18 protein-coding genes are annotated in these 17,480 nt (G+C 74.5%); 6 read left to right on the forward strand and 12 right to left on the reverse strand.

The window, feature by feature from the left end; all coding sequences use genetic code 11:
• Window positions 1–22 precede the first annotated feature (22 nt).
• On the reverse strand, window positions 23–385 hold the full coding sequence (locus tag ACZ51S_RS18230; protein ID WP_468476555.1) for a hypothetical protein: 363 nt from the start codon (window positions 383–385) through the stop codon (window positions 23–25).
• Between the two features lie 132 nt (window positions 386–517).
• Here ACZ51S_RS18230 and ACZ51S_RS18235 point away from each other — a divergent pair, with 132 nt between their 5' ends.
• Complete coding sequence (locus tag ACZ51S_RS18235) at window positions 518–1,342, forward strand: peptidoglycan recognition protein family protein (protein WP_468961411.1); 825 nt, start codon at window positions 518–520, stop codon at window positions 1,340–1,342.
• A gap of 25 nt (window positions 1,343–1,367) precedes the next feature.
• Here the strand turns inward: ACZ51S_RS18235 and ACZ51S_RS18240 are convergent, their stop codons facing one another.
• The 3 genes from ACZ51S_RS18240 to ACZ51S_RS18250 form a co-directional block, all read right to left on the reverse strand.
• A complete protein-coding gene (locus tag ACZ51S_RS18240) occupies window positions 1,368–2,051 on the reverse strand; it encodes a (2Fe-2S)-binding protein (protein ID WP_468476553.1) in 684 nt (227 codons plus the stop codon).
• Window positions 2,052–2,063: 12 nt separating this feature from the next.
• Complete coding sequence (locus tag ACZ51S_RS18245; RefSeq protein WP_468887408.1) at window positions 2,064–3,293, reverse strand: MFS transporter; 1,230 nt, start codon at window positions 3,291–3,293, stop codon at window positions 2,064–2,066.
• A gap of 86 nt (window positions 3,294–3,379) precedes the next feature.
• Window positions 3,380–4,186: an alpha/beta fold hydrolase gene (locus tag ACZ51S_RS18250; protein WP_468476551.1), complete on the reverse strand. Its 807-nt coding sequence runs from the start codon at window positions 4,184–4,186 to the stop codon at window positions 3,380–3,382.
• Between the two features lie 140 nt (window positions 4,187–4,326).
• On the opposite strand from ACZ51S_RS18250, the gene ACZ51S_RS18255 reads away from it, so the two are divergent.
• Window positions 4,327–5,013, forward strand: a complete 687-nt coding sequence (locus ACZ51S_RS18255) for a GNAT family N-acetyltransferase (RefSeq protein WP_468803099.1) — start codon at window positions 4,327–4,329, stop codon at window positions 5,011–5,013.
• Between the two features lie 320 nt (window positions 5,014–5,333).
• Window positions 5,334–6,761, forward strand: a complete 1,428-nt coding sequence (locus ACZ51S_RS18260) for an alpha/beta hydrolase (RefSeq protein WP_468476549.1) — start codon at window positions 5,334–5,336, stop codon at window positions 6,759–6,761.
• Here the strand turns inward: ACZ51S_RS18260 and ACZ51S_RS18265 are convergent.
• The gene (locus ACZ51S_RS18265) at window positions 6,739–8,193 is read right to left on the reverse strand and encodes a carboxylesterase/lipase family protein (protein ID WP_468476548.1); all 1,455 of its coding nucleotides are present in this window, start codon (window positions 8,191–8,193) and stop codon (window positions 6,739–6,741) included. The genes ACZ51S_RS18260 and ACZ51S_RS18265 overlap by 23 nt on opposite strands.
• Window positions 8,194–8,471: 278 nt before the next feature.
• Between ACZ51S_RS18265 and ACZ51S_RS18270 the strand changes: the two genes are divergently transcribed.
• Window positions 8,472–8,759: a chaplin gene (locus ACZ51S_RS18270; protein WP_468476547.1), complete on the forward strand. Its 288-nt coding sequence runs from the start codon at window positions 8,472–8,474 to the stop codon at window positions 8,757–8,759.
• A 93-nt stretch (window positions 8,760–8,852) separates the two neighbouring features.
• On the opposite strand, the gene ACZ51S_RS18275 is transcribed toward ACZ51S_RS18270, so the two are convergent.
• From ACZ51S_RS18275 to ACZ51S_RS18300, 6 genes are all read right to left on the reverse strand, one after another.
• Window positions 8,853–9,716, reverse strand: a complete 864-nt coding sequence (locus ACZ51S_RS18275; protein WP_468476546.1) for a tyrosinase family protein — start codon at window positions 9,714–9,716, stop codon at window positions 8,853–8,855.
• Window positions 9,717–9,741: 25 nt separating this feature from the next.
• Complete coding sequence (locus ACZ51S_RS18280; RefSeq protein WP_388940098.1) at window positions 9,742–10,110, reverse strand: tyrosinase family oxidase copper chaperone; 369 nt, start codon at window positions 10,108–10,110, stop codon at window positions 9,742–9,744.
• A gap of 67 nt (window positions 10,111–10,177) precedes the next feature.
• A complete protein-coding gene (locus ACZ51S_RS18285; RefSeq protein WP_468476545.1) occupies window positions 10,178–10,729 on the reverse strand; it encodes a GNAT family N-acetyltransferase in 552 nt (183 codons plus the stop codon).
• 80 nt (window positions 10,730–10,809) lie between these two features.
• The gene (locus tag ACZ51S_RS18290) at window positions 10,810–11,967 is read right to left on the reverse strand and encodes an acyl-CoA dehydrogenase family protein (protein ID WP_468887401.1); all 1,158 of its coding nucleotides are present in this window, start codon (window positions 11,965–11,967) and stop codon (window positions 10,810–10,812) included.
• On the reverse strand, window positions 11,964–13,154 hold the full coding sequence (locus ACZ51S_RS18295) for an acyl-CoA dehydrogenase family protein (RefSeq protein WP_468961413.1): 1,191 nt from the start codon (window positions 13,152–13,154) through the stop codon (window positions 11,964–11,966). Before ACZ51S_RS18295 ends, ACZ51S_RS18290 begins: the two co-directional genes overlap by 4 nt.
• Window positions 13,151–14,179, reverse strand: a complete 1,029-nt coding sequence (locus ACZ51S_RS18300; RefSeq protein ID WP_468961415.1) for an NADPH:quinone oxidoreductase family protein — start codon at window positions 14,177–14,179, stop codon at window positions 13,151–13,153. Before ACZ51S_RS18300 ends, ACZ51S_RS18295 begins: the two co-directional genes overlap by 4 nt.
• Before the next feature lie 341 nt (window positions 14,180–14,520).
• Here ACZ51S_RS18300 and ACZ51S_RS18305 point away from each other — a divergent pair, with 341 nt between their 5' ends.
• Together ACZ51S_RS18305 and ACZ51S_RS18310 are read left to right on the forward strand one after the other, a co-directional pair.
• A complete protein-coding gene (locus ACZ51S_RS18305) occupies window positions 14,521–15,642 on the forward strand; it encodes a hypothetical protein (protein ID WP_468961417.1) in 1,122 nt (373 codons plus the stop codon).
• A gap of 53 nt (window positions 15,643–15,695) precedes the next feature.
• Window positions 15,696–16,595 (forward strand): SDR family oxidoreductase, encoded by a 900-nt coding sequence (locus tag ACZ51S_RS18310; protein WP_468476540.1) that lies wholly within the window; start codon window positions 15,696–15,698, stop codon window positions 16,593–16,595.
• A gap of 51 nt (window positions 16,596–16,646) precedes the next feature.
• Here the strand turns inward: ACZ51S_RS18310 and ACZ51S_RS18315 are convergent, their stop codons facing one another.
• Window positions 16,647–17,480: an enoyl-CoA hydratase/isomerase family protein gene (locus ACZ51S_RS18315; RefSeq protein WP_468961420.1), complete on the reverse strand. Its 834-nt coding sequence runs from the start codon at window positions 17,478–17,480 to the stop codon at window positions 16,647–16,649.

The following is a 17,480-nucleotide window of genomic DNA, read 5'->3' on the forward strand; positions in this document are numbered from 1 at the left end:
CCCCGGTGGCCCCGCGCCGGTCTCACGCCCGCGCGGCCGCCAGCGAGACCAGGCGGTGCACGGCCGCCACCGGAACGGCCGGGTTGCGGGCGGTCTCCTCGGCACCGCGCTCGTCCAGGAGCAGGGGGATCAGGGCGTGCGGCGGCAGGACGGGGTTCTGCCGGGCCGAGCGGCGGACACCGCAGTCGGCGTCGGCCGCCAGCCGCACCGCCGACGCGGGTGACAGGCGGCGGTCCGCCGCGGCCCGGCTCCGTACCCGGGGGTCGGGGTCATGACCGAACCGTTCGACGAGGCCGGCGTCCGACGCCGGATCGTCGAGGGCGAGCAGGCGGGGGCGCGGCTCGGGATCCCCGGCGAAGCGCAGGAGGTCGCGGCGCCGGGGCAACGGCCGTAGGGGTTCCGCGTCCGCGTGCGCCGTTCGGCCGGTACTCGGGCCCGGCCCACGGAGCGCCTGCGTGCCCCGCGCGGCGCGGACCCCTTCTATGGATGCCTATCCCCCACCGGAACAGGCTGATCCATGACATCGACACCCCCCGCCCGCCTCTCCCGCCGGAACCTGGTCTCCGCCGCGCTCGCACTCGGAGCCTTCACCGTCCTGCCCTCCGCCACCGCCTCCGCGGCCCGGGTCTCCCCCGGCCGCGGGGCGCTCGGGGGCCGGGACGGCTCCGCGGTGCCGCAGATCACCGACTGCGCGGGCTGGGGAGCGCGGGAGGCGTCCGAGCCCGTGGTGGTCCTCGACTCGCGTCCCGAGCGGATCATCGTGCACCACACGGCCACGGCCAACGTCACGGACCACTCGCGGGAACGAGCCCACCGGCTGGCCCGCGCCGTCCAGACGTACCACATGGACATGCAGGGCTGGATCGACACCGGTCAGCACTTCACCATCAGCCGGGGCGCCTTCACGATGGAGGGCCGCCACGGCAGCCTGGCCGCGCTGACCTCCGGGAACCGGATGGTGCGGGCCGCCCACTGCGTGGGCCAGAACAGTGCGGCCATCGGCATCGAGAACGAGGGCACCTACACGGCGCAGGAGCCCCCCGCGGCGCAGTTCTCCGCCCTGGCCGACCTGTGCGCCCACGTCTGCCGCCAGTACGACGTGCCCGCCTCCGAGATCTACGGGCACCGGGACTTCAACAGCACCGCCTGCCCCGGCGACAGGCTCTACTCGATGCTGCCGAAGCTGCGCGATGCCGTGGGCCTCAGGCTCGGCGAGACCCAGCCCGTGCCGCTGCCGCGCTGGCCCGTGGGCCTGCCGCCGGGCTGGGCCCCGGACCCGGCGGCCCTCGCCGGTACGGAGTACCTGCCGGAGGGCCTGCTCGACCCGCTGCGGGCCCGCTGACGCCGCGGCCCGCCGGGCGGGGTGCCTACCGGCTCCGCAGTACGCAGTCCCCGCAGAGTCCGCCGCCGGGCACCCGGTAGTACAGGCAGCAGCTGCGCCGCACGAAGGCCACGCCCAGACCCGGCTCGTGGACGAAGGTGCCGGTGCCGGCGAGGGGACCGTCGTCGGCGAGGAGGGCAGCGGCCAGCTCCACCGCCACCCCGCCCGGCTCGGGCGGGACCCGGTCGAGCAGAACGCGCAGGGCGCCGGTCAGCCCGGAGGCGGCGTTGCCGCGCAGTACCTTCGCCGAGACCCCGTACCGCTCCCGCAGGGCGGCGTCCAGCCGGGCGAGGTTGCCGAGGACGCTCTCCCCGAGGGCCCGGGCGGGCAGGTCCGCGGGGTCCGGCAGCCACAGTTCCAGCGAGCCGCCGTCGGGCAGCCGCCACCACACCCTGCCGGGGTCCAGGTCCGGCAGGCGCCCGGACAGGGCGGCGCAGCCGAGGCCCAGCGACCACAGCCGGGAGGCGATCCCGAACTGGGCGGTGGAGGCCGCGACCCGTCCCGGACCGCTGCGGATCCTGCGGCCCACCTCGGTGACGTAGGGCCCGAGCGGTTCCCCGTACAGCTCCGCGAGCGGCCGGAAGCCCGGCGCGGGCGGCGGCCCGCCGCAGGGGACGGTGAAGAAGGGCCCGACGGCGGCCAGCCGGCGCAGTACGTCGTCCATGTCCATCCCCGGATGATCTCAGGCGGCGTCCGCCGCCGGAACCGGGGTCCGGGCCGACTCCGCCCAGCGGGCGGCGGGCCCCATCGCGTACGAGGCCGCCAGCAGCAGTCCGCCGAGCAGCAGCCAGCCGGGGATCCCCCACAGCAGGAGCAGCGTGGTCAGCAGCAGCGGCCCCAGGGTGCGGGCCACGGGCACGCCGGTGCCGAAGAAGCCCTGGTACTGCCCGGTCCGCCCGACGGGGGCCAGGGCGAAGCCGATCTGCCAGGACCCGGCCGACTGCCGCATCTCGGCGTCGGCCTGGAGCGCGGCGCCCGCCACGAGCAGCGCGGCCGCCGCCCATCCCGCGCGGGGCAGCGCGGAGACGGCGAACACCGCGCACGAGGCGGCCATGACCAGCCCCGACAGCCGCAGGGCCCGCCCGGCGCTGTCCAGGTCGGTGACGGGCCGGGCCAGCCGCACCTGGAACAGCATGACGGAGAGGGTGTTGAGCACGAACAGCGCCGACACCACCCAGCCCGGGGCCTGGGTGCGTTCCGCGATCCACAGCGGCACGGCCAGGCTCAGCAGCGGCATCCGCAGCAGCAGGACCGCGTTCAGCAGGGTGACCAGGGCGTACGGCCGGTCGCGCAGGACCGCCAGCCGGGGCTCCCCGGCCGGCCGCTCGGGGGCGGGCGCCACGGCGGGCAGGGTCAGCAGTACGGCGGCGCAGACGAGGAAGCCGGCCGCGTCGAGGGCGAAGACGACCAGGTAGGCGCGTTCGGTGCCGGCGCTCAGGGCCAGTCCGCCGAGGGCGGCGCCCAGGGCGAGTCCGGCGTTGAGGGTGGACTGGAGGTGGGCCAGGAGGCCGGTCCGTTCCCGGGGTGCGACCAGCCCGGAGAGCAGGGCCTGACGGGCGGCCGCGAGCCCGCACTGGGAGACGGCGTAGAGGACGACGGCGCACAGGAACGCCCCGAAGGAGCGGACGAACAGGAAGGAGGCCACCGAGACGGCGGTGGCCAGCGCCAGCAGCACCGAGGTGCCGCGCGGCCCGCGCCGGTCGGCGAGCGCCCCCAGCGGGACGCCCGCGACCGAGCCGACCGCCCAGGCAGCCGTCAGGCCGAGGCCGATCTGGGCCGGTGAGAGCCCCACGAAGCGGGTGAAGAAGAGCGCGGAGCACACGTAGTAGGCGCCGTCGCCGACGGAGTTGGCGAGCTGGGCGGCGGCCAGGCGGCGCGGGGCGCCGGGCGCGGGGAGGAACCGTGTCGTCACCGGCACATTGCACCAGCGGACCGGCCCTCCCCGGCGGGCCGGTCGGCGGTGGATCAGGTGGGCCACTCGGCGGGGCCGCACGTGGGTCAGAGGCCGGTGAGGAACTCCAGCAGGGCCCGGTTGAAGGCCTCCGGCTGCTCCACTCCCGGCAGGTGCCCGGCCCCCTCGATCACGGCCAGCCGGGCGTGCGGCGCGAGCCGGCACATCGCCTCGGCCTCGGCGACCGGGGTGTACACGTCGTCCGCGCCGACCAGCACCAGGCAGGGGACGTCCTCGGGCAGGGCGGCGAGCACGGGCCGGTAGTCGGGCCGCTCGGCCCGTCCGCGCAGGGCCGCCGCCGCTCCCCGTGGGTCGGTGGCGCGCATCATGGCGCTGACCCGGGCGGCGGTCTCCGGCTGGCCGGTGACGTTGTAGGGCGCCAGCATCTTGTCGATGACCTCTTCGGTGTACGGACACATGCCCTCCGCGAGGAGCCGCTCGGCGAGCTCCCGGCGGGACTTCCTGCCGTCCTCGGACTCCGGGACGGGGGAGGTGTCGGAGAGCACGAGGGCCCTCACCAGACCCGGGTGGCGCAACCGGAGCTCGAGCGCGATCTGCCCGCCCATGGAAACTCCTCCGACGACCGCCTGTTCGATACCCAGGCGCCGGAGCAGGGCGGCCAGGTCGTCGGCGAAGTCCGCGAACGGGGTCTTCTCGCCGACCGCCGGGTTCTCTCCGTATCCACGCAGGTCAGGGGCTATGACCCGGTAGCCGGCAGCGGTCAGCGCCGCCGCCTGGGGCGCCCACATGGACCGGTTGAACGGGTGCCCGTGGACCAGTAGGACGGCCTCCGCGCCGCGGGTGCCGAAGTCATCACAAAACGATGCCGCGCCATTGCCAGATTGGGGGTTCATGAGAGGACTTTAAGGGGCTACATTGAGCCACTCGCGTTCACCTGACCGCTCGTTGCCTTTCACCCGCGTTTTGCGCGGGGGGCGACGTCAGGAGCGCACACTGTGCAACCACCCCACCGCCCAGAAGGACCGAAGGCTCCGTGCCCGTACCCGTACTCCTCGCCGGCCGCTCCGTGCGGCTCGAGCCCCTCGCCCCCCAGCACACCGAGGCCCTGGCCGCGGCCGGGGCCGAGGATCGTACGACTTACGCCTTCACTCCCGTGCCGCACGGGTTGCAGGCGTCCCACGAGTACATCGACCGTGCCCTGTCCGATCAGGCAGCGGGTCGATCGCTCGCGTTCGCCGTCGTCAGAGCCACTGACGGCCGGGTGGTCGGTTCGACCCGCTTCCTGGATCTCGACTACTGGCAGGGTCCGCTGGTGTGGCCTGCCGTCCCCGGGGTCCCCTTCGGTGATCCGGCGACGGCGATCCCCGATGCCGCCGAGATCGGGAACACCTGGCTGTCCCCGGCCGCCCAGGGCACCGGCATCAACACCGAGGCGAAGCTGCTCATGCTGCGCCATGCCTTCGAGACCTGGGGCGTGCGGCGGATCTCGCTGCGCGCGGACGCCCGCAACGGGCGTTCCCGCGCCGCGATGGAACGTCTCGGCTTCACCTGCGAGGGGGTCCGCCGGGCCCATTCGCGGGGGCTGGACGGGGCGGTGCGCAGTACGGCCTTCTACTCGGTCCTCGACGAGGAGTGGCCCACCGTCCGCTCGGTCATCGAGCTGCGGCTCTCCAGCGCCGCTCCGCGCCGCCGCCCGCGCCGGACGCTGATCCCGGCGTAACGGTCCTGCTGCTGCGTTCCCGCGCGCCCCTCGCCCCGCCCCTCCCCCGGTGACCAGCCGGGGCGGGGCGGGGCGAGCGCGTTTCCCGCATCGGGGCCGGGTCCGGCCCGGCACACCGTACCCACCGGCATGTGCATGATCCACGGATGCTTGGATGACGGGAAGGGAACACCGGGGGCACCGTGGGTGACGGGTAATGAACTCCTCCTCGGAATCCCAAGAGAAGTAAAAATGAGGAACCCAGCAGCGCTTTCGTTCATCATTCGAACGGAAGCAGACCATCCCCGCACGGGGCAGCAACAGCCGGAGAGCCACCGCAGATGTCGTACGAACCCGACGGCCACGACCAGCCGCCGTACCGGCCGGAAGGGCAGCAGCCCTCCTCCGGCCGGCAGCAAGGCCGACAGCAGGGCCCGCCGCAGTACGCACCCCAGGGCGGCCGCCCCCAACCGCCTTACGCCCGGCCCCCGCAGGGCGCCGGACCCTACGGCGGCCCCCCGCAGGGACGGCCGCAGCCGCCCCGCGCCCCGCAGGGCCAGGACCAGTACCGCCCCGGCGGCTACGACGAGGCCACGCAGGCGCAGCCCCGCTACGAGCGGCCGGACTACGAGCAGCAGCGGCACGACCAGCCGTACCAGCAGCGCCACGACCAGCCTTCGTACGGATACGCCGAGCCGTACTACGAGGAGGAGCCCCGCCGCAAGTCCAAGGCGAAGCGCTGGATCATCGCGGGCGTCACGGTCCTGGCCCTCGGCGGCATCGCCGCGGGCACGATGACCTACTTCGAGATACCCCCGTTCACGGACAAGGGCAAGGAAGTCTCCTTCGGCCAGACCCCGGGCGGCGACAAGAACGGCGCGGTCAAGCAGGCGCCCAACTCGAAGATGTCGATGCCCACCGGCCCGAAGACCGACTTCAAGAACACCTCGACCCTGAGCGACGGCACGCAGATCGGCGTGGCCACCATCACCGGCAAGAAGTCCGGCTTCTCGGGCAAGGTCTGGGTCTGGGCGCCCAAGGAGTACAACGACCCGAAGTTCGCCAAGAGCGGCTTCCCGGTCATGATCGCCCTGCCCGGCGGCGCCGGCTACCCGAACAACTACTGGATGGGCACCGACCTCGGTCTCCAGACGAGCATCAGCAAGTGGTACCACGAGGGCAAGGGCAAGCCCTTCATCCTCGCCATGCCGGTGCTGAACCCGGGACCGGACGACAAGGGCGTCTACTGGGACGGCTCCGACATCCCCGGCCAGCCCAAGATGGGCACCTGGCTGACCGAGGACGTCCCGGACCTGATGCGGGAGAACTTCCGCACCATCAAGTCCCGTGACGGCTGGGCCTTCATGGGCTCCTCCACCGGCGGCTTCGCCGGCCTGAAGGCCGTGCTGAAGCACCCGGACAAGTTCAAGGCCGTGATCGCCTCCGGCCCGGACATCGTCCCGGACTCCTCCCTGTGGAAGGGCTACGACAAGGAGAAGGCCGAGAACAACCCGGAGGTCCTCGCCAAGCAGCTGATCGACAAGAAGGGCCCGGACGTCTACCTGGCCTTCCAGGTCGGTGACAACGAGAGCAACAAGAAGACGCTGCCGGACGTCCAGAAGTTCGTCCAGACCTACACCAAGGGCCCGATCCACACCAGCCTGAGGGTGATCCCGGGCGGCCAGCACAACGCCAAGACCTACGTGCCGAACATGGGCCTGGGCCCGATGGAGTTCATCAGCAAGGTCATGGAAGGACCCGTGGAGTAACGACCTCCGCGCCCCGTACTGCCTCCGGCTCCGGCCCGTCGAAGACCTTCGGCGGGCCGTTGCCGTCCCACGGCGCCCAGCCGGGGTCCCCCGTGGTGGCGAAGCGGACCCAGGCCCCGTGCATCTCGTCGGCCAGCGCCTGCGGGGCGCCCGCCCCGGCCAGCCAGGCCGACTCCGGCACGCGCAGCGTGTCGAAGACGAACCCCAGCTCCAGGGCGTGGCAGGCGCCGAGGCCCGGTACGCCGCTGGGCCAGCGGAACTCGTACAGGTGGCTCGGGGCCGGGCGCGCGGCCCCGGCGAGCCGCCGCAGCGGGTCGCGCAGCAGCCGGTCGGTGATCAGCTGCCCCGCGAGGTCGGCCGGGGACGCCCCGGGCAGTGCGGCCCGCAACGCCCGTACGGCGGCCCGGTCCTTGCCGCTGCGCAGCCTGCCCAGTGCCACGGCCGCCGGGCCGAGGCGGTCCAGCAACCGCGCCCCGCCGGTCGGCGCGAGCCACAGCCGGTGCTCCTCGGCGGTCCAGCCCAGCAGCAGCGGCACCTTCGAGGCGGTGGCCGCCTCCAGCGGGTCGGCGGGGAGCGAGTCCGGGTCGGTGACCAGCCCGAAGGCGGCGCCGCCCAGTACCGCGGAGGAGCGCCGCAGCACGGCCGCCTGGGCGGCGAGCAGCGCGGGCAGGCCCACCGCCCCGAAGGCCCGGGCGGTGGCGGGCACTCCCAGCCGCGAGGCCATCCGCCGCACCATGGTCCGCACCCCGTCGCGTGGCAGTGCCTCGGGGGCGCCGCTCTGCAGGACGGCCCGGGCGAAGAGGCCCTCGGCGCGGGGCGCGCCGAGCAGGGCGCCGACGCTGATGGCTCCGGCGGACTCCCCGAAGACGGTGACCCGGGCGGGGTCCCCGCCGAAGGCCGCGATGTTGTCCCGTACCCATTCGAGGGCGGCGATCTGGTCGAGCAGGCCGCGGTTGGCGGGCGCGTCGGGGAAGAGCCCGTAACCGAGGACGCCGAGCCGGAAGTTGACCGAGACGAGCACGACCCCGTCACGGGCGAAGGCGGAGCCGTCATAGACGGGGACGGCGGAGGAGCCGCGGGTGTGGGCGCCGCCGTGGAGGAACACCATCACCGGCAGGCCGGCGCCGGGGGCCGGGTCCGGAGTCCAGACGTTCAGGTTCAGGCAGTTCGCGCCGGGGACCTTCGGATCGGGCAGCAGGGCCGCGAAGGAGGGCGGGTAGGGGACCTTGGGCGCGGTGGGCCCGAACGCCCCGGCGTCGCGTACGCCGTCCCAGCCGGCCGGGGGCCGCGGGGCGGCGAACCGGCGGGGTCCGACGGGCGCGGCGGCGTAGGGGATGCCCCGGAAGACGGCGGTCCCGTCCGTCTCCCAGCGGCCCTCCACGATGCCGCCCGCGGTACCGGCCCTGGGCCGTCCGCCGCCCGCTGCGCTCATCCGTCTCTCCTCACCGGGGTGTCCTCCGGGGCACCGTCGCACAGGCGTCCACGGCGTGACAAGGCACGATCGGGTCGCGCGTGACGGATCGCGCGGGGGCCGGGAGTGTTGCTTGTGTTGGCCGGGAACGGTCACTCGGGCACGGTCGTACTCCGGCTCTGTCCGTTTTCGTGCCACCCGTTAGCCGAACCGGCCGTGACCACTCGGCTCCCGCCGCGTTGTACGCCATGTCACAAGCCGCAATGATGCGGCGCCCCACATCTCATGAGGAGATCTTGATGTCGCGTATCGCGAAGGCATTCGCCATCACCGCTGTGGCGGGCACCGCCGTGGCCGCCGGTGCGGGTCTGGCTGTCGCCGATGCCGGAGCGCACGGTGCGGCGGTCGGCTCCCCCGGTGTCGGGTCCGGCAACGTGGTGCAGGTCCCGATCCACGTCCCGGTCAACGTCTGCGGCAACACCGTCAACGTGATCGCCCTGCTGAACCCGGCCTTCGGCAACACCTGCGTCAACGCGTCGGGTGGCGGCGGCAACCACCACACCGAGGGCGGCAGCTACGGCGAGTGATCATCTCGCCCGCCTGACTGGCTGAAGGGCCCCCGCCGTGCGGCGGGGGCCCTTTCCGTACGTCCCGGGCCGCCCCGACGGGGGCCCGGCCGGTCACTCGTAGCGGTAGACGCCCCGGTGCCCCAGCATCTCGCGCGGGGTGACGTCCCAGGGGGGCATCGGCTCGTCGAGGGAGATCACCCGGCCGCGCTGGAGGTCGCCCAGCTCCAGAGGGGCCGCCGGCAGGTAGCCGGAGCGGGGGTGCCGCTGCTGCCACCGGTCCCAGAGCAGGTCCACGAAGGCGTGGTGCAGCCAGAAGGCCGGGTCGTTGGGGGCGGTGCCGCCCGTCATGTGGCCGCCGATCCACTGGTGGACCTTGTTGTGGTTGCGCCAGCGCTCGCTCTTGGGCGCGGCCCAGCCCTCCAGCTTGTTGCGGAAGCTGCCGCCGCGGGCGGTGGAGTCCCAGGGCGAGGAGTCGTAGACCGGGTCGTCGAGGGCCCACTGGAGTTCGGCGGCGGTCGGCAGGGTGATCGGGTTGGCCGGGCGGCCGAGGTTGCGGGTGAGGAAACGGGCCTCGCTGACGCCGACGGTGATCGTCCAGTTGCCCCGCTCGTAGGCGAAGGGGCCCGTCATCACCTGGCGGTCGCCCTCGCGGCCGGTGCCGCCGAGGAAATCCTCGGACCAGAGGGAGGAGGCGGGACTGTTGTCGCTGGTCCAGTCCCAGTACGGGATGGTGACCTGCGGGTCGACGGCCCGCAGCCGCTGCTCGAACTCCAGCAGGTAGCGCCGGTGCCAGGGGAAGAACGACGGCGACATGTGCCCGACGCGCCGCTTGCGCTCCCGGTCGGGCACGAAGTAGGTGCCGTGGGTACGGACGAACTCGTCGTAGGTGCCGTTGCGCTTGAGTTCCAGCAGCGCGGCCGTGAACCGCTTCTTCTGAGCACTGGTCAGGTTCTTCTGGTTCTGCCGGGTGTACAACGCGGGCTTCTCCTGTTCCGGTCCGTCAGCCGTGGTGCGGGGGCGTGACGGCCAGTTGGCTGGTGCCGAGCTCGTCGACGGCGGCGCGGGCGAGTTCCATCGGGGTCCCGTAGGACTCGAAGTGGTTGACCCCGCTGAGGTAGCTCCCGTCGGCACGCCGCATGACGTGCAGGGGGCGGCCGTCGATGCGCACCTGCGCCGAGGCGAGGTCGACGCTGATGTGGCGGCCCCGGTACGTCTCCTCGGCGAGCGGGGCCGGAGTGAGCGTCTGGCGGGGGCCGCGGGCGCGCAGTACGGGCGCCAGGGCCGCGGCCACGCCGCCGGCCACGGCCGCGACGAAGGCCGTACGCAGGACCGCGCGGCGGGTCGGTGGTGCGGCGGGTGCTGCGTACATACGGTCTCCCTCGCTCGGCGGTCCGTGTTCGCAGGTCCAACGAGGAGCGGCCGTGGGAGGTCACCTGTCAGCCGGTGCGCTCCGTGTGCCCGGGGTGCTCCGGGTGCTTGTAGAAGAGGGTGGTGGGACGCAGCGCGCCGGCCGGGTCGGCGGCGTAGTCGGGGATGGTGCCCGCCTCGGTCCAGCCGGCGGAGCGGTAGACGCGCTCGGCCCCGCTGCCGGTCTCGGTGTCGAGGAAGAGCAGGACGATCCCGGCGAGGGCGGCTTCCCGCTCGGCCGCGGCGAGGAGCGCGCGGGCGGTCCCGCGGCCCCGGGCGGCGGGGTGGACCATGAGCTTGCGCAGCTCGGCGCGGTGGCGGCCGTTGGGCTTGGACTCCCGGTACCAGCTGACGGTGCCCTCCAGGCGGCCGTCGGCGCCGCGGGCGGCCCAGAGGGCGAGGGATCCCTCGGCGACGGCGGGCAGCAGGGAGTCCCACCAGGCGGCGGCGTCCTCGTGGCCGAGGCCGGCGAGGAAGCCGAGGGAGGCGCCGTCGCCGACGGTGTCGACGAGCAGGGAGGCGAGTTCGTCGCGGTGGGCGCCGAGGGCGGTGGCGGTGAGCCGGGTGATCGTTGCCGTCATGCGGCGAGCATAGGAAGCGGTCCGCGGCGGGCCGGAGCCGGGGCGGGGGTGCCGTGGTGGGCGGCACCCCCGCCGCGGTCTCAGGGCGCCGGGAGTTCCGCGAAGTCCCCCACGAGGCCGCGGTGGTGGCCGGCGGTGCCCAGGGCGAGGGAGTCGGCCTTGGCCCGTTTGAGGTAGAGGTGGGCGGGGTGTTCCCAGGTCATGCCGATGCCGCCGTGGAGCTGGACGCACTCCTCGGCCGCGCGGACGGCGACCCCCGAGCAGTGGGCCTGGGCGACCGCGACCGTGAGCGGGGTGTCCGGGGCCCCGGTGGCCAGGGCGTCGGCGGCGGCGCGGGCCGCCGCGCGGGCGGAGGCCACGTCCAGCCACAGCCGCGCGAGGCGGTGCTTGAGGGCCTGGAAGGAGCCGACGGGGCGGTTGAACTGGTGGCGGCCCCGCACGTACGCGACGGTCTCGGTCAGGCACCATTCGGCGAGCCCGAGTTGCTCCGATGCCAGCAGTCCGGCGCCGGACAGCAGGGCTCCGGCGATGGCCGCACGGGCGGTGGCGGGGTCCGCGAGGCGGGTGCCGGGGGCGCCGTCGAGGGTGACGGTGGCGAGCGGCCGGGTCAGGTCGAGCGGGACCAGGGCGGTCAGGGCGGCGCGGTCCGCGGGGACGGCGTACAGCCCGGTGTCGGCCAGGACCAGCAGGGTGTCGGCCGCGTCCGCGTCCGCGACGGAGGTGACGGTGCCGCTGAGCACCCCGCCGCCGCTGTCGTGGACCGGAGCCGGCAGGGGCGCTCCGGGGGCCAGGGTGAGGGGGAGGGCGGGGACGCAGATCCGGCGTCCGGAGGCGGCCTCCGCCACCAGGGCGGCGGCTTCGGCGTTGTCGCAGGCGACGGCGAGCAGGATCTCCGTCGCGAGGACGGAGCCGGTGAGGTAGGGCACCGGTGCCACGGTCCGTCCGAGCTCCTCCAGGACGACGGCGGCCTCGCGGTGGCTCGCGCCCGCTCCTCCGAGCTTCTCGGGGACGAGCAGTCCGGCGGCGCCGATGCCGGTGGCGAGGGTCCGCCACAGCGCGGGGTCGTGTGGGCGGCCGCTCTCGGCGCGGGCGAGGACGCTCGCGGGGGCGCAGCGGTCGGCGAGCAGGGAGCGTACGGCCGCCCGCAGTTCCTCCTCGGTCTCCGAGTAGAGCAGGTCGTAGGGGGCGCCGGGGGCCGGCGGGCCGGGCTGCGGCGCCGGTGCTGGCTGCGTCGTCATCGGGAGAGGTCCTTCCAGGCGATGTCCTTGTCGTCGCGCGGTTCGGCGGGCAGTCCGAGGACGCGTTCGGCGACGATGTTGAGGAGGATCTCGCTGGTGCCGCCCTCGATGCTGTTGCCCTTGGCGCGCAGGTAGCGGTAGCCGGCGTCGCGGCCGGTGAAGTCGACGGTCTCGGGGCGGCGCATGGTCCAGTCCTCGTACAGGAGGCCCTGCTCGGCGAGGAGTTCCACCTCGAGGCCGCTGATCTCCTGGTTGAGGCGGGCGAAGGTGAGCTTCATCCCGCTGCCCTCGGGGCCGGGCTGGCCGGCGGCGAGCTGCTGGCGCAGCCGTTCACCGGTGAGGCGGGCCACCTCGGCCTCCACCCACAGTTCCAGCAGTCGCTGGTGCAGGGCGTGGGTGCGCAGGGCGGGCCGTTCGCGCCAGGCGGCGGCGACGGGGGCGATCATGCCGCCCTCGCGGGGGATCCGCATGCCGCCGATGGAGACGCGTTCGTTCATCAGGGTGGTGCGGGCGACGTCCCAGCCCTGGCCGACGGCGCCGAGACGGTGGGTGTCGGGGATGCGGACGCCGGTGAGGAAGACCTCGTTGAACTCGGCCTCCCCCGTGATCTGGCGCAGGGGGCGGACCTCGACGCCGGGGGCGTGCATGTCGCACAGGAAGTAGGTGATGCCCCGGTGCTTGGGGAGGGCGGGGTCGGTGCGGGCGAGGAGGATGGCCCAGCGGGCGGTGTGGGCGCTGGAGGTCCATACCTTCTGGCCGTCGACCACCCATTCGCCCGCCGCCTCGTCGAGGACGGCGCGGGTGCCGAGGGCGGCGAGGTCGGAGCCGGCTCCGGGCTCGCTGAAGAGCTGGCACCACACCTCCTCCCCCAGCCAGAGGGGGCGCAGGAAGCGGCGCTTCTGTTCCTCGGTGCCGTACGCGAGGATCGTGGGCGCGGCCATGCCGAGGCCGATGCCGATCCGGCGGGGGTCGTTGTCGGGGGCCGCGGCGGCTTCGAGTTCGGCGTCCACGACGGCTTGGAGGGTGCGGGGCGCGCCCAGTCCGCCGAGTCCCTCGGGGTAGTGGACCCAGGCGAGTCCGGCGTCGAAGCGGGCGCGCAGGAAGTCGGAGGGCGCGGTGGTGCCGGGCGGGTGCGCGGCGAGCAGTTCCCGGGTGCGGGCGAGGAGGTCCTCGGCGTCGGCGGTCATCGGGCGGCTCCGTCCGGGGTCGGCACGGACGGAGCGGACGGCACGGACGGAGCGGACGGCACGGACGGGAGGGACGGTACGACGACCAGCCGGCCGGTGGTGGTGCCGTCGGCGAGCCGCTGGACGGCGTCGGCGGCTCCGTCGAGCGGGACGCGTTCGCTGACGAGGGGTCTGATCGCGCCTTCGGCGGCGAGGCGGGTGAGTTCGGTGTGGCAGGCGGGGATGGCGGCGGGGTCCTTGGCGGCGTAGAGGCCCCAGTGCAGGCCGAGTACCGCGTAGTTCTTGACCAGGGCGTGGTTGAGGGCCGGGGCGGGGATGGTGCCGCTGGCGAAGCCGACGACGACGATGCGGCCCTCGAAGGCCACGCACTTGGCGGAGGCGGTGTAGGCGTCGCCGCCGACCGGGTCGTAGACGACGTCGGCGCCGCGTCCCCCGGTGGCCTCCTTGACGCGGGCGACGACGTCCTCGGCGGTGCGGTCGATGACGAGGTCGCAGCCGAGCTCCTCGGCGGTGCGGACCTTGGTCTTGCCGCCGACGACGCCGATGACGGTCGCTCCGGCGGCCTTGCCGAGCTGGACGGCGGCGCTGCCGACCCCGCCGGCGGCGGCGTGCACGAGCAGGGTCTCGCCGCTCCGGAGCCGGGCCCTGCGGTGGAGGCCGAACCAGCCGGTCTGGTAGCCGATGTGCAGGGCCGCCGCCTCGGCGTCGTCGAGGGTGTCGGGGGCGGGGAGCAGGGCGCGCTCGGGGGCGGTGACGTACTCGGCGAATCCGCCGTGGGGCAAGGAGGGGTTGGCGATGACGCGCCGGCCGTCCTCCGTCAGGCCGCAGATCTCGACGCCCGGGGTGAAGGGAAGGGGCGGGCGGATCTGGTACTGGCCGCGGACGAGGAGCGCGTCGGGGAAGTTGACGTTCGCCGCGAGGACCCGGAGTTTCACCTCGCCGTCGCCCGGCACGGGTTCGGGGACCGCTTCGAGGCGCATGGCCTCGCGGGGTTCACCGGTCGTGTGTACTCGCCATGCCTGCATCCGGGGCCTCCAGCCGCCGTCGAGGGACCACGCTCCCGCGCATACTAAGCGGTCGCTTGCCTCCTTGGGAACCCTGGACCGGCCCCTCCCGGCCGGGGTGGACCCGCCGCCCGCGCGGGACCGCACCCCGGCCGGCCGGACGCCTGCCCACGCGGGAACACCCCCCTCCGGAAACCGGACGTACGAACGACAGGTGAACGTCAGTCCCGGGCGTTAGCATCAACGGGCCGCTGTCACCGGGCATATGACGCACCAGGGGATCGCGCGTGCCCGGAGCCCGCCGCTCCGGACGGGCGCCGGTGCCGGCGCCACGAGCACACACCACAGGGGGAAACCGAACGATGAACAGCACACGCATGCGCGGCGCGGGCTCGGCGGCCACCGCCGCCCTCGTCCTCGCCGGCATCGTCACCGCCGCCGGACCCGCCGCGGCCGCGGCCTCCTGCACGCCCCGGATCCAGGTCCTCGGCTCCATCGGATCCGGCGGCTACAACGTGGGCAGCGAGCAGGCCGAGGGCGTCCTCGGACTCGGCCCGGGCAACCTGTCCGTCGGCCGCTCCGGCGGCAAGCCCGTCTACTGGACCGGCACCCGGCTGCACAGGGTCCCGCTGCCGGAGGCCGGCGCCTCGGGCGCGGTGCTCGGGGTGAACGCGAGCGGTCTGATGGTCGGCGCCGTCCACGGCGCCGACGGCTACGCCTTCACCTACCGGGCGGGCGACACCGCGGTCACCCGGCTGCCGGGGAGCGACTGGGCGTCGGACGACGCCGACGTCAACGACGCCGGCTACGTCGTCTCGCGGCTACGGACGGGCGTGGGCGTCGTCTGGAAGGACGGTCAGAAGGTCCGCGACCTGGCCCTGCCGGCGGACGCCCTGCCCGGCACCTCGGTCGAACTGGTCACCGCCATCAACAACGGCGGCGATGTCGTCGGCATGGCGCGGGAGAACTACGAGGACCCGGACACGGGCGCCCACCGGGAGGGGTCCTACCCGGTGCTCTGGCCCGCCGACGGCGGACCGGCCAGGGCTCTGGCCGCGACCGCGAACGACAGCTACGTACAGGACCTCGACGAGAGCGGCCGCGTCGTCGGCTACGACTGGTACGGCATGGGCTACCAGTACAGGCCCATGACCTGGACGCCGCCCCACACCGGGCCCGCCGCCTCCCCCGGGGTGCTGAACACCCACCCCTACGGCACCTTCGAGGCGATCAGCCCGACGACCGGCGTCTCGGCCGGCACCGCCAAGTTCCACCCGGACGAGCAGACCCACCCCGACCAGGCGCAGCTGTCGCCCGGTACGGGGCCGGTGCTCGCCCTGCCCCGGCTCGCCGCGCGGCAGGCCAGCGCCGCCGCGTCGGTCTCCGACGACGGCCGCGTCGGCGGCGCGGCCGTCAACGCGGGCGGCACGCTGAAGCCGGTGATCTGGACCTGCGCCACCAAGCAGGCGTACCTGCCCCAGTAGCCGGCGCCGTCGCGGGCATGGCGCTCTGTGCCCCGGCGCGCTATCGGTGCCCCATGACGGACGAGATCAGGCGCGGGCTGCCCGCGCCCCCGCCGCTCGGCGCCGCCGCCCTGCCCCCCGGCACGTACGGGGGGCAGGTGGTCCTGGTGACCGGCGGCGGCACCGGACTGGGCAAGGCCATCGCCGCCGAGTTCGCCCGGCTGGGCGCGGACCTGCTGATCGCGGGGCGCCGCGCCGGGCAGCTGGCCGCGGCGTGCGAGGAGCTGGCGGCCGTACCCGGCGCGGGCCGGGTGGCGGCCGCCGTCTGCGACATCCGGGACCCCGAGCGGGTCGCGGACGCCTTCGACGCCGCCGGGGCCGCGCTGGGACCGCCGGACGTACTGGTGAACAACGCCGCGGCGAACTTCCCCAGCCCCGCCGAGGACCTGTCCCCCAACGCCTGGCGGGCGGTGGTCGACACCACCCTGACCGGAACCTGGTTCATGACCCGCGAGTTCGGCCGGCGCCACCTCGCCGCCGGCACACCGGGGGCGATCGTCAGCGTGGGCGCCTCGTACGCCTGGACCGGGGGCCCGGGCTTCGCCCACAGCGCCGCCGCCAAGGCCGGGGTGAAGAACCTGGTGGAGACCCTCGCCGTGGAGTGGGGCCCGTACGGCATCCGGATCAACGGGCTCGTGCCGGGGCTGTTCCCGCACGCCGACATGACCGAGGACATCCGCGGCGGACTGGAACGCGCCGCCCCCGAATCGAAGGACACCCGGCAGCCCGCCCTGCGCGTCGGCGCCCCGCGTGAACTGGGCTGGGCCGCCACCTTCCTGGCCTCCCCCTACGCACGCTTCGTCACCGGCCACACGCTGGTGGTCGACGGGGCGAACTGGCAGCGCCGGGCCGTGGTCCAGCCGGAGGTGGTGCCGGTGCGCGAACAGCTGGGACGCGGACCGTTCCAGCCGTGACGGCGTACGGGCCGGAGGACGGGGACGCGGGGGTCTCGGTGCGGCCGGTGCTCACGCTCCCCTGAAGCGCGGGGGCCGGCGGGCGGCCTTGGCTCCGTAGCCCTCCCCGGCGTCCTCGGAGGTGAGGGTGAGGGCCGCCGTCATGGCGACCCGGTCCAGGGCGGCGGACAGGGCGGCGTCGGCGTAGGAGTCGATCGCCCGCTTGATGCCCTGGACGGCGAGCGGGGCGTTCGCGGCGATCTCGGCGGTCAGGGCGCGGGCGGCGGGCGCCAGTTCGGCCCGGGGGACGACCAGTTGGACCAGGCCCAGGCGCTCGGCCGTCACCGCGTCGATCCTGCGGCCGGTCAGCGCGAGGAGCTTCGCCCAGCCCGCGCCGGCCTCCCGGGCGATCCGCAGATCGCCGCCGGCGTCCACCGCCACGCCCAGCCGGGCCTCGGGCAGGGCGAAGACGGCGTCGTCGGCGGCGACACGGATGTCGGCCATCAGGGCCAGCTCGAAGCCGAAGCCCAGGCAGTAGCCCTGCACGGCGGCGACGACCGGCTGGGGCAGACGGGCCAGGACGGCGAAGCGCTCGTGGGCCCAGCGGATGCCCTCGTAGTAGTTCCGGGTCCGTTCGGCGGCGGAGTCGCCCGTGATGTCGCCGCCGGGGGCGGTCACGTCGATGCCGGCGCAGAAGGCCCGGCCCTGCGCGCGCAGCAGGACCGCGCGCACGCCGGGGTCGAAGCGGATCCGGTCGGCGAGCAGGCCCAGCTGGCGGGTGGATTCCCAGCTCCAGCCGTTGAGTTCGTCCGGGCGGCAGAGGGTGAGGAGCGCGATGCCGTCCTCTGCCTCCAGCCGGATGCGCTCCGCGCCCTCGCCGACCTCCCCGCCGACCGTGTCGATCAC

This window comes from Streptomyces sp. NPDC034043, assembly GCF_055575675.1.

Bases quoted from the DNA above. Each gene is read 5' to 3' on its own strand.
- ACZ51S_RS18235 (WP_468961411.1), top strand. From the start codon at position 518: ATGACATCGACACCCCCCGCCCGCCTCTCCCGCCGGAACCTGGTCTCC.
- ACZ51S_RS18240 (WP_468476553.1), bottom strand. From the start codon at position 2,051: ATGGACATGGACGACGTACTGCGCCGGCTGGCCGCCGTCGGGCCCTTC.
- ACZ51S_RS18250 (WP_468476551.1), bottom strand. From the start codon at position 4,186: ATGAACCCCCAATCTGGCAATGGCGCGGCATCGTTTTGTGATGACTTC.
- ACZ51S_RS18260 (WP_468476549.1), top strand. From the start codon at position 5,334: ATGTCGTACGAACCCGACGGCCACGACCAGCCGCCGTACCGGCCGGAA.
- ACZ51S_RS18265 (WP_468476548.1), bottom strand. From the start codon at position 8,193: ATGAGCGCAGCGGGCGGCGGACGGCCCAGGGCCGGTACCGCGGGCGGC.
- ACZ51S_RS18270 (WP_468476547.1), top strand. From the start codon at position 8,472: ATGTCGCGTATCGCGAAGGCATTCGCCATCACCGCTGTGGCGGGCACC.
- ACZ51S_RS18280 (WP_388940098.1), bottom strand. From the start codon at position 10,110: ATGTACGCAGCACCCGCCGCACCACCGACCCGCCGCGCGGTCCTGCGT.
- ACZ51S_RS18285 (WP_468476545.1), bottom strand. From the start codon at position 10,729: ATGACGGCAACGATCACCCGGCTCACCGCCACCGCCCTCGGCGCCCAC.
- ACZ51S_RS18290 (WP_468887401.1), bottom strand. From the start codon at position 11,967: ATGACGACGCAGCCAGCACCGGCGCCGCAGCCCGGCCCGCCGGCCCCC.
- ACZ51S_RS18295 (WP_468961413.1), bottom strand. From the start codon at position 13,154: ATGACCGCCGACGCCGAGGACCTCCTCGCCCGCACCCGGGAACTGCTC.
- ACZ51S_RS18300 (WP_468961415.1), bottom strand. From the start codon at position 14,179: ATGCAGGCATGGCGAGTACACACGACCGGTGAACCCCGCGAGGCCATG.
- ACZ51S_RS18305 (WP_468961417.1), top strand. From the start codon at position 14,521: ATGAACAGCACACGCATGCGCGGCGCGGGCTCGGCGGCCACCGCCGCC.
- ACZ51S_RS18310 (WP_468476540.1), top strand. From the start codon at position 15,696: ATGACGGACGAGATCAGGCGCGGGCTGCCCGCGCCCCCGCCGCTCGGC.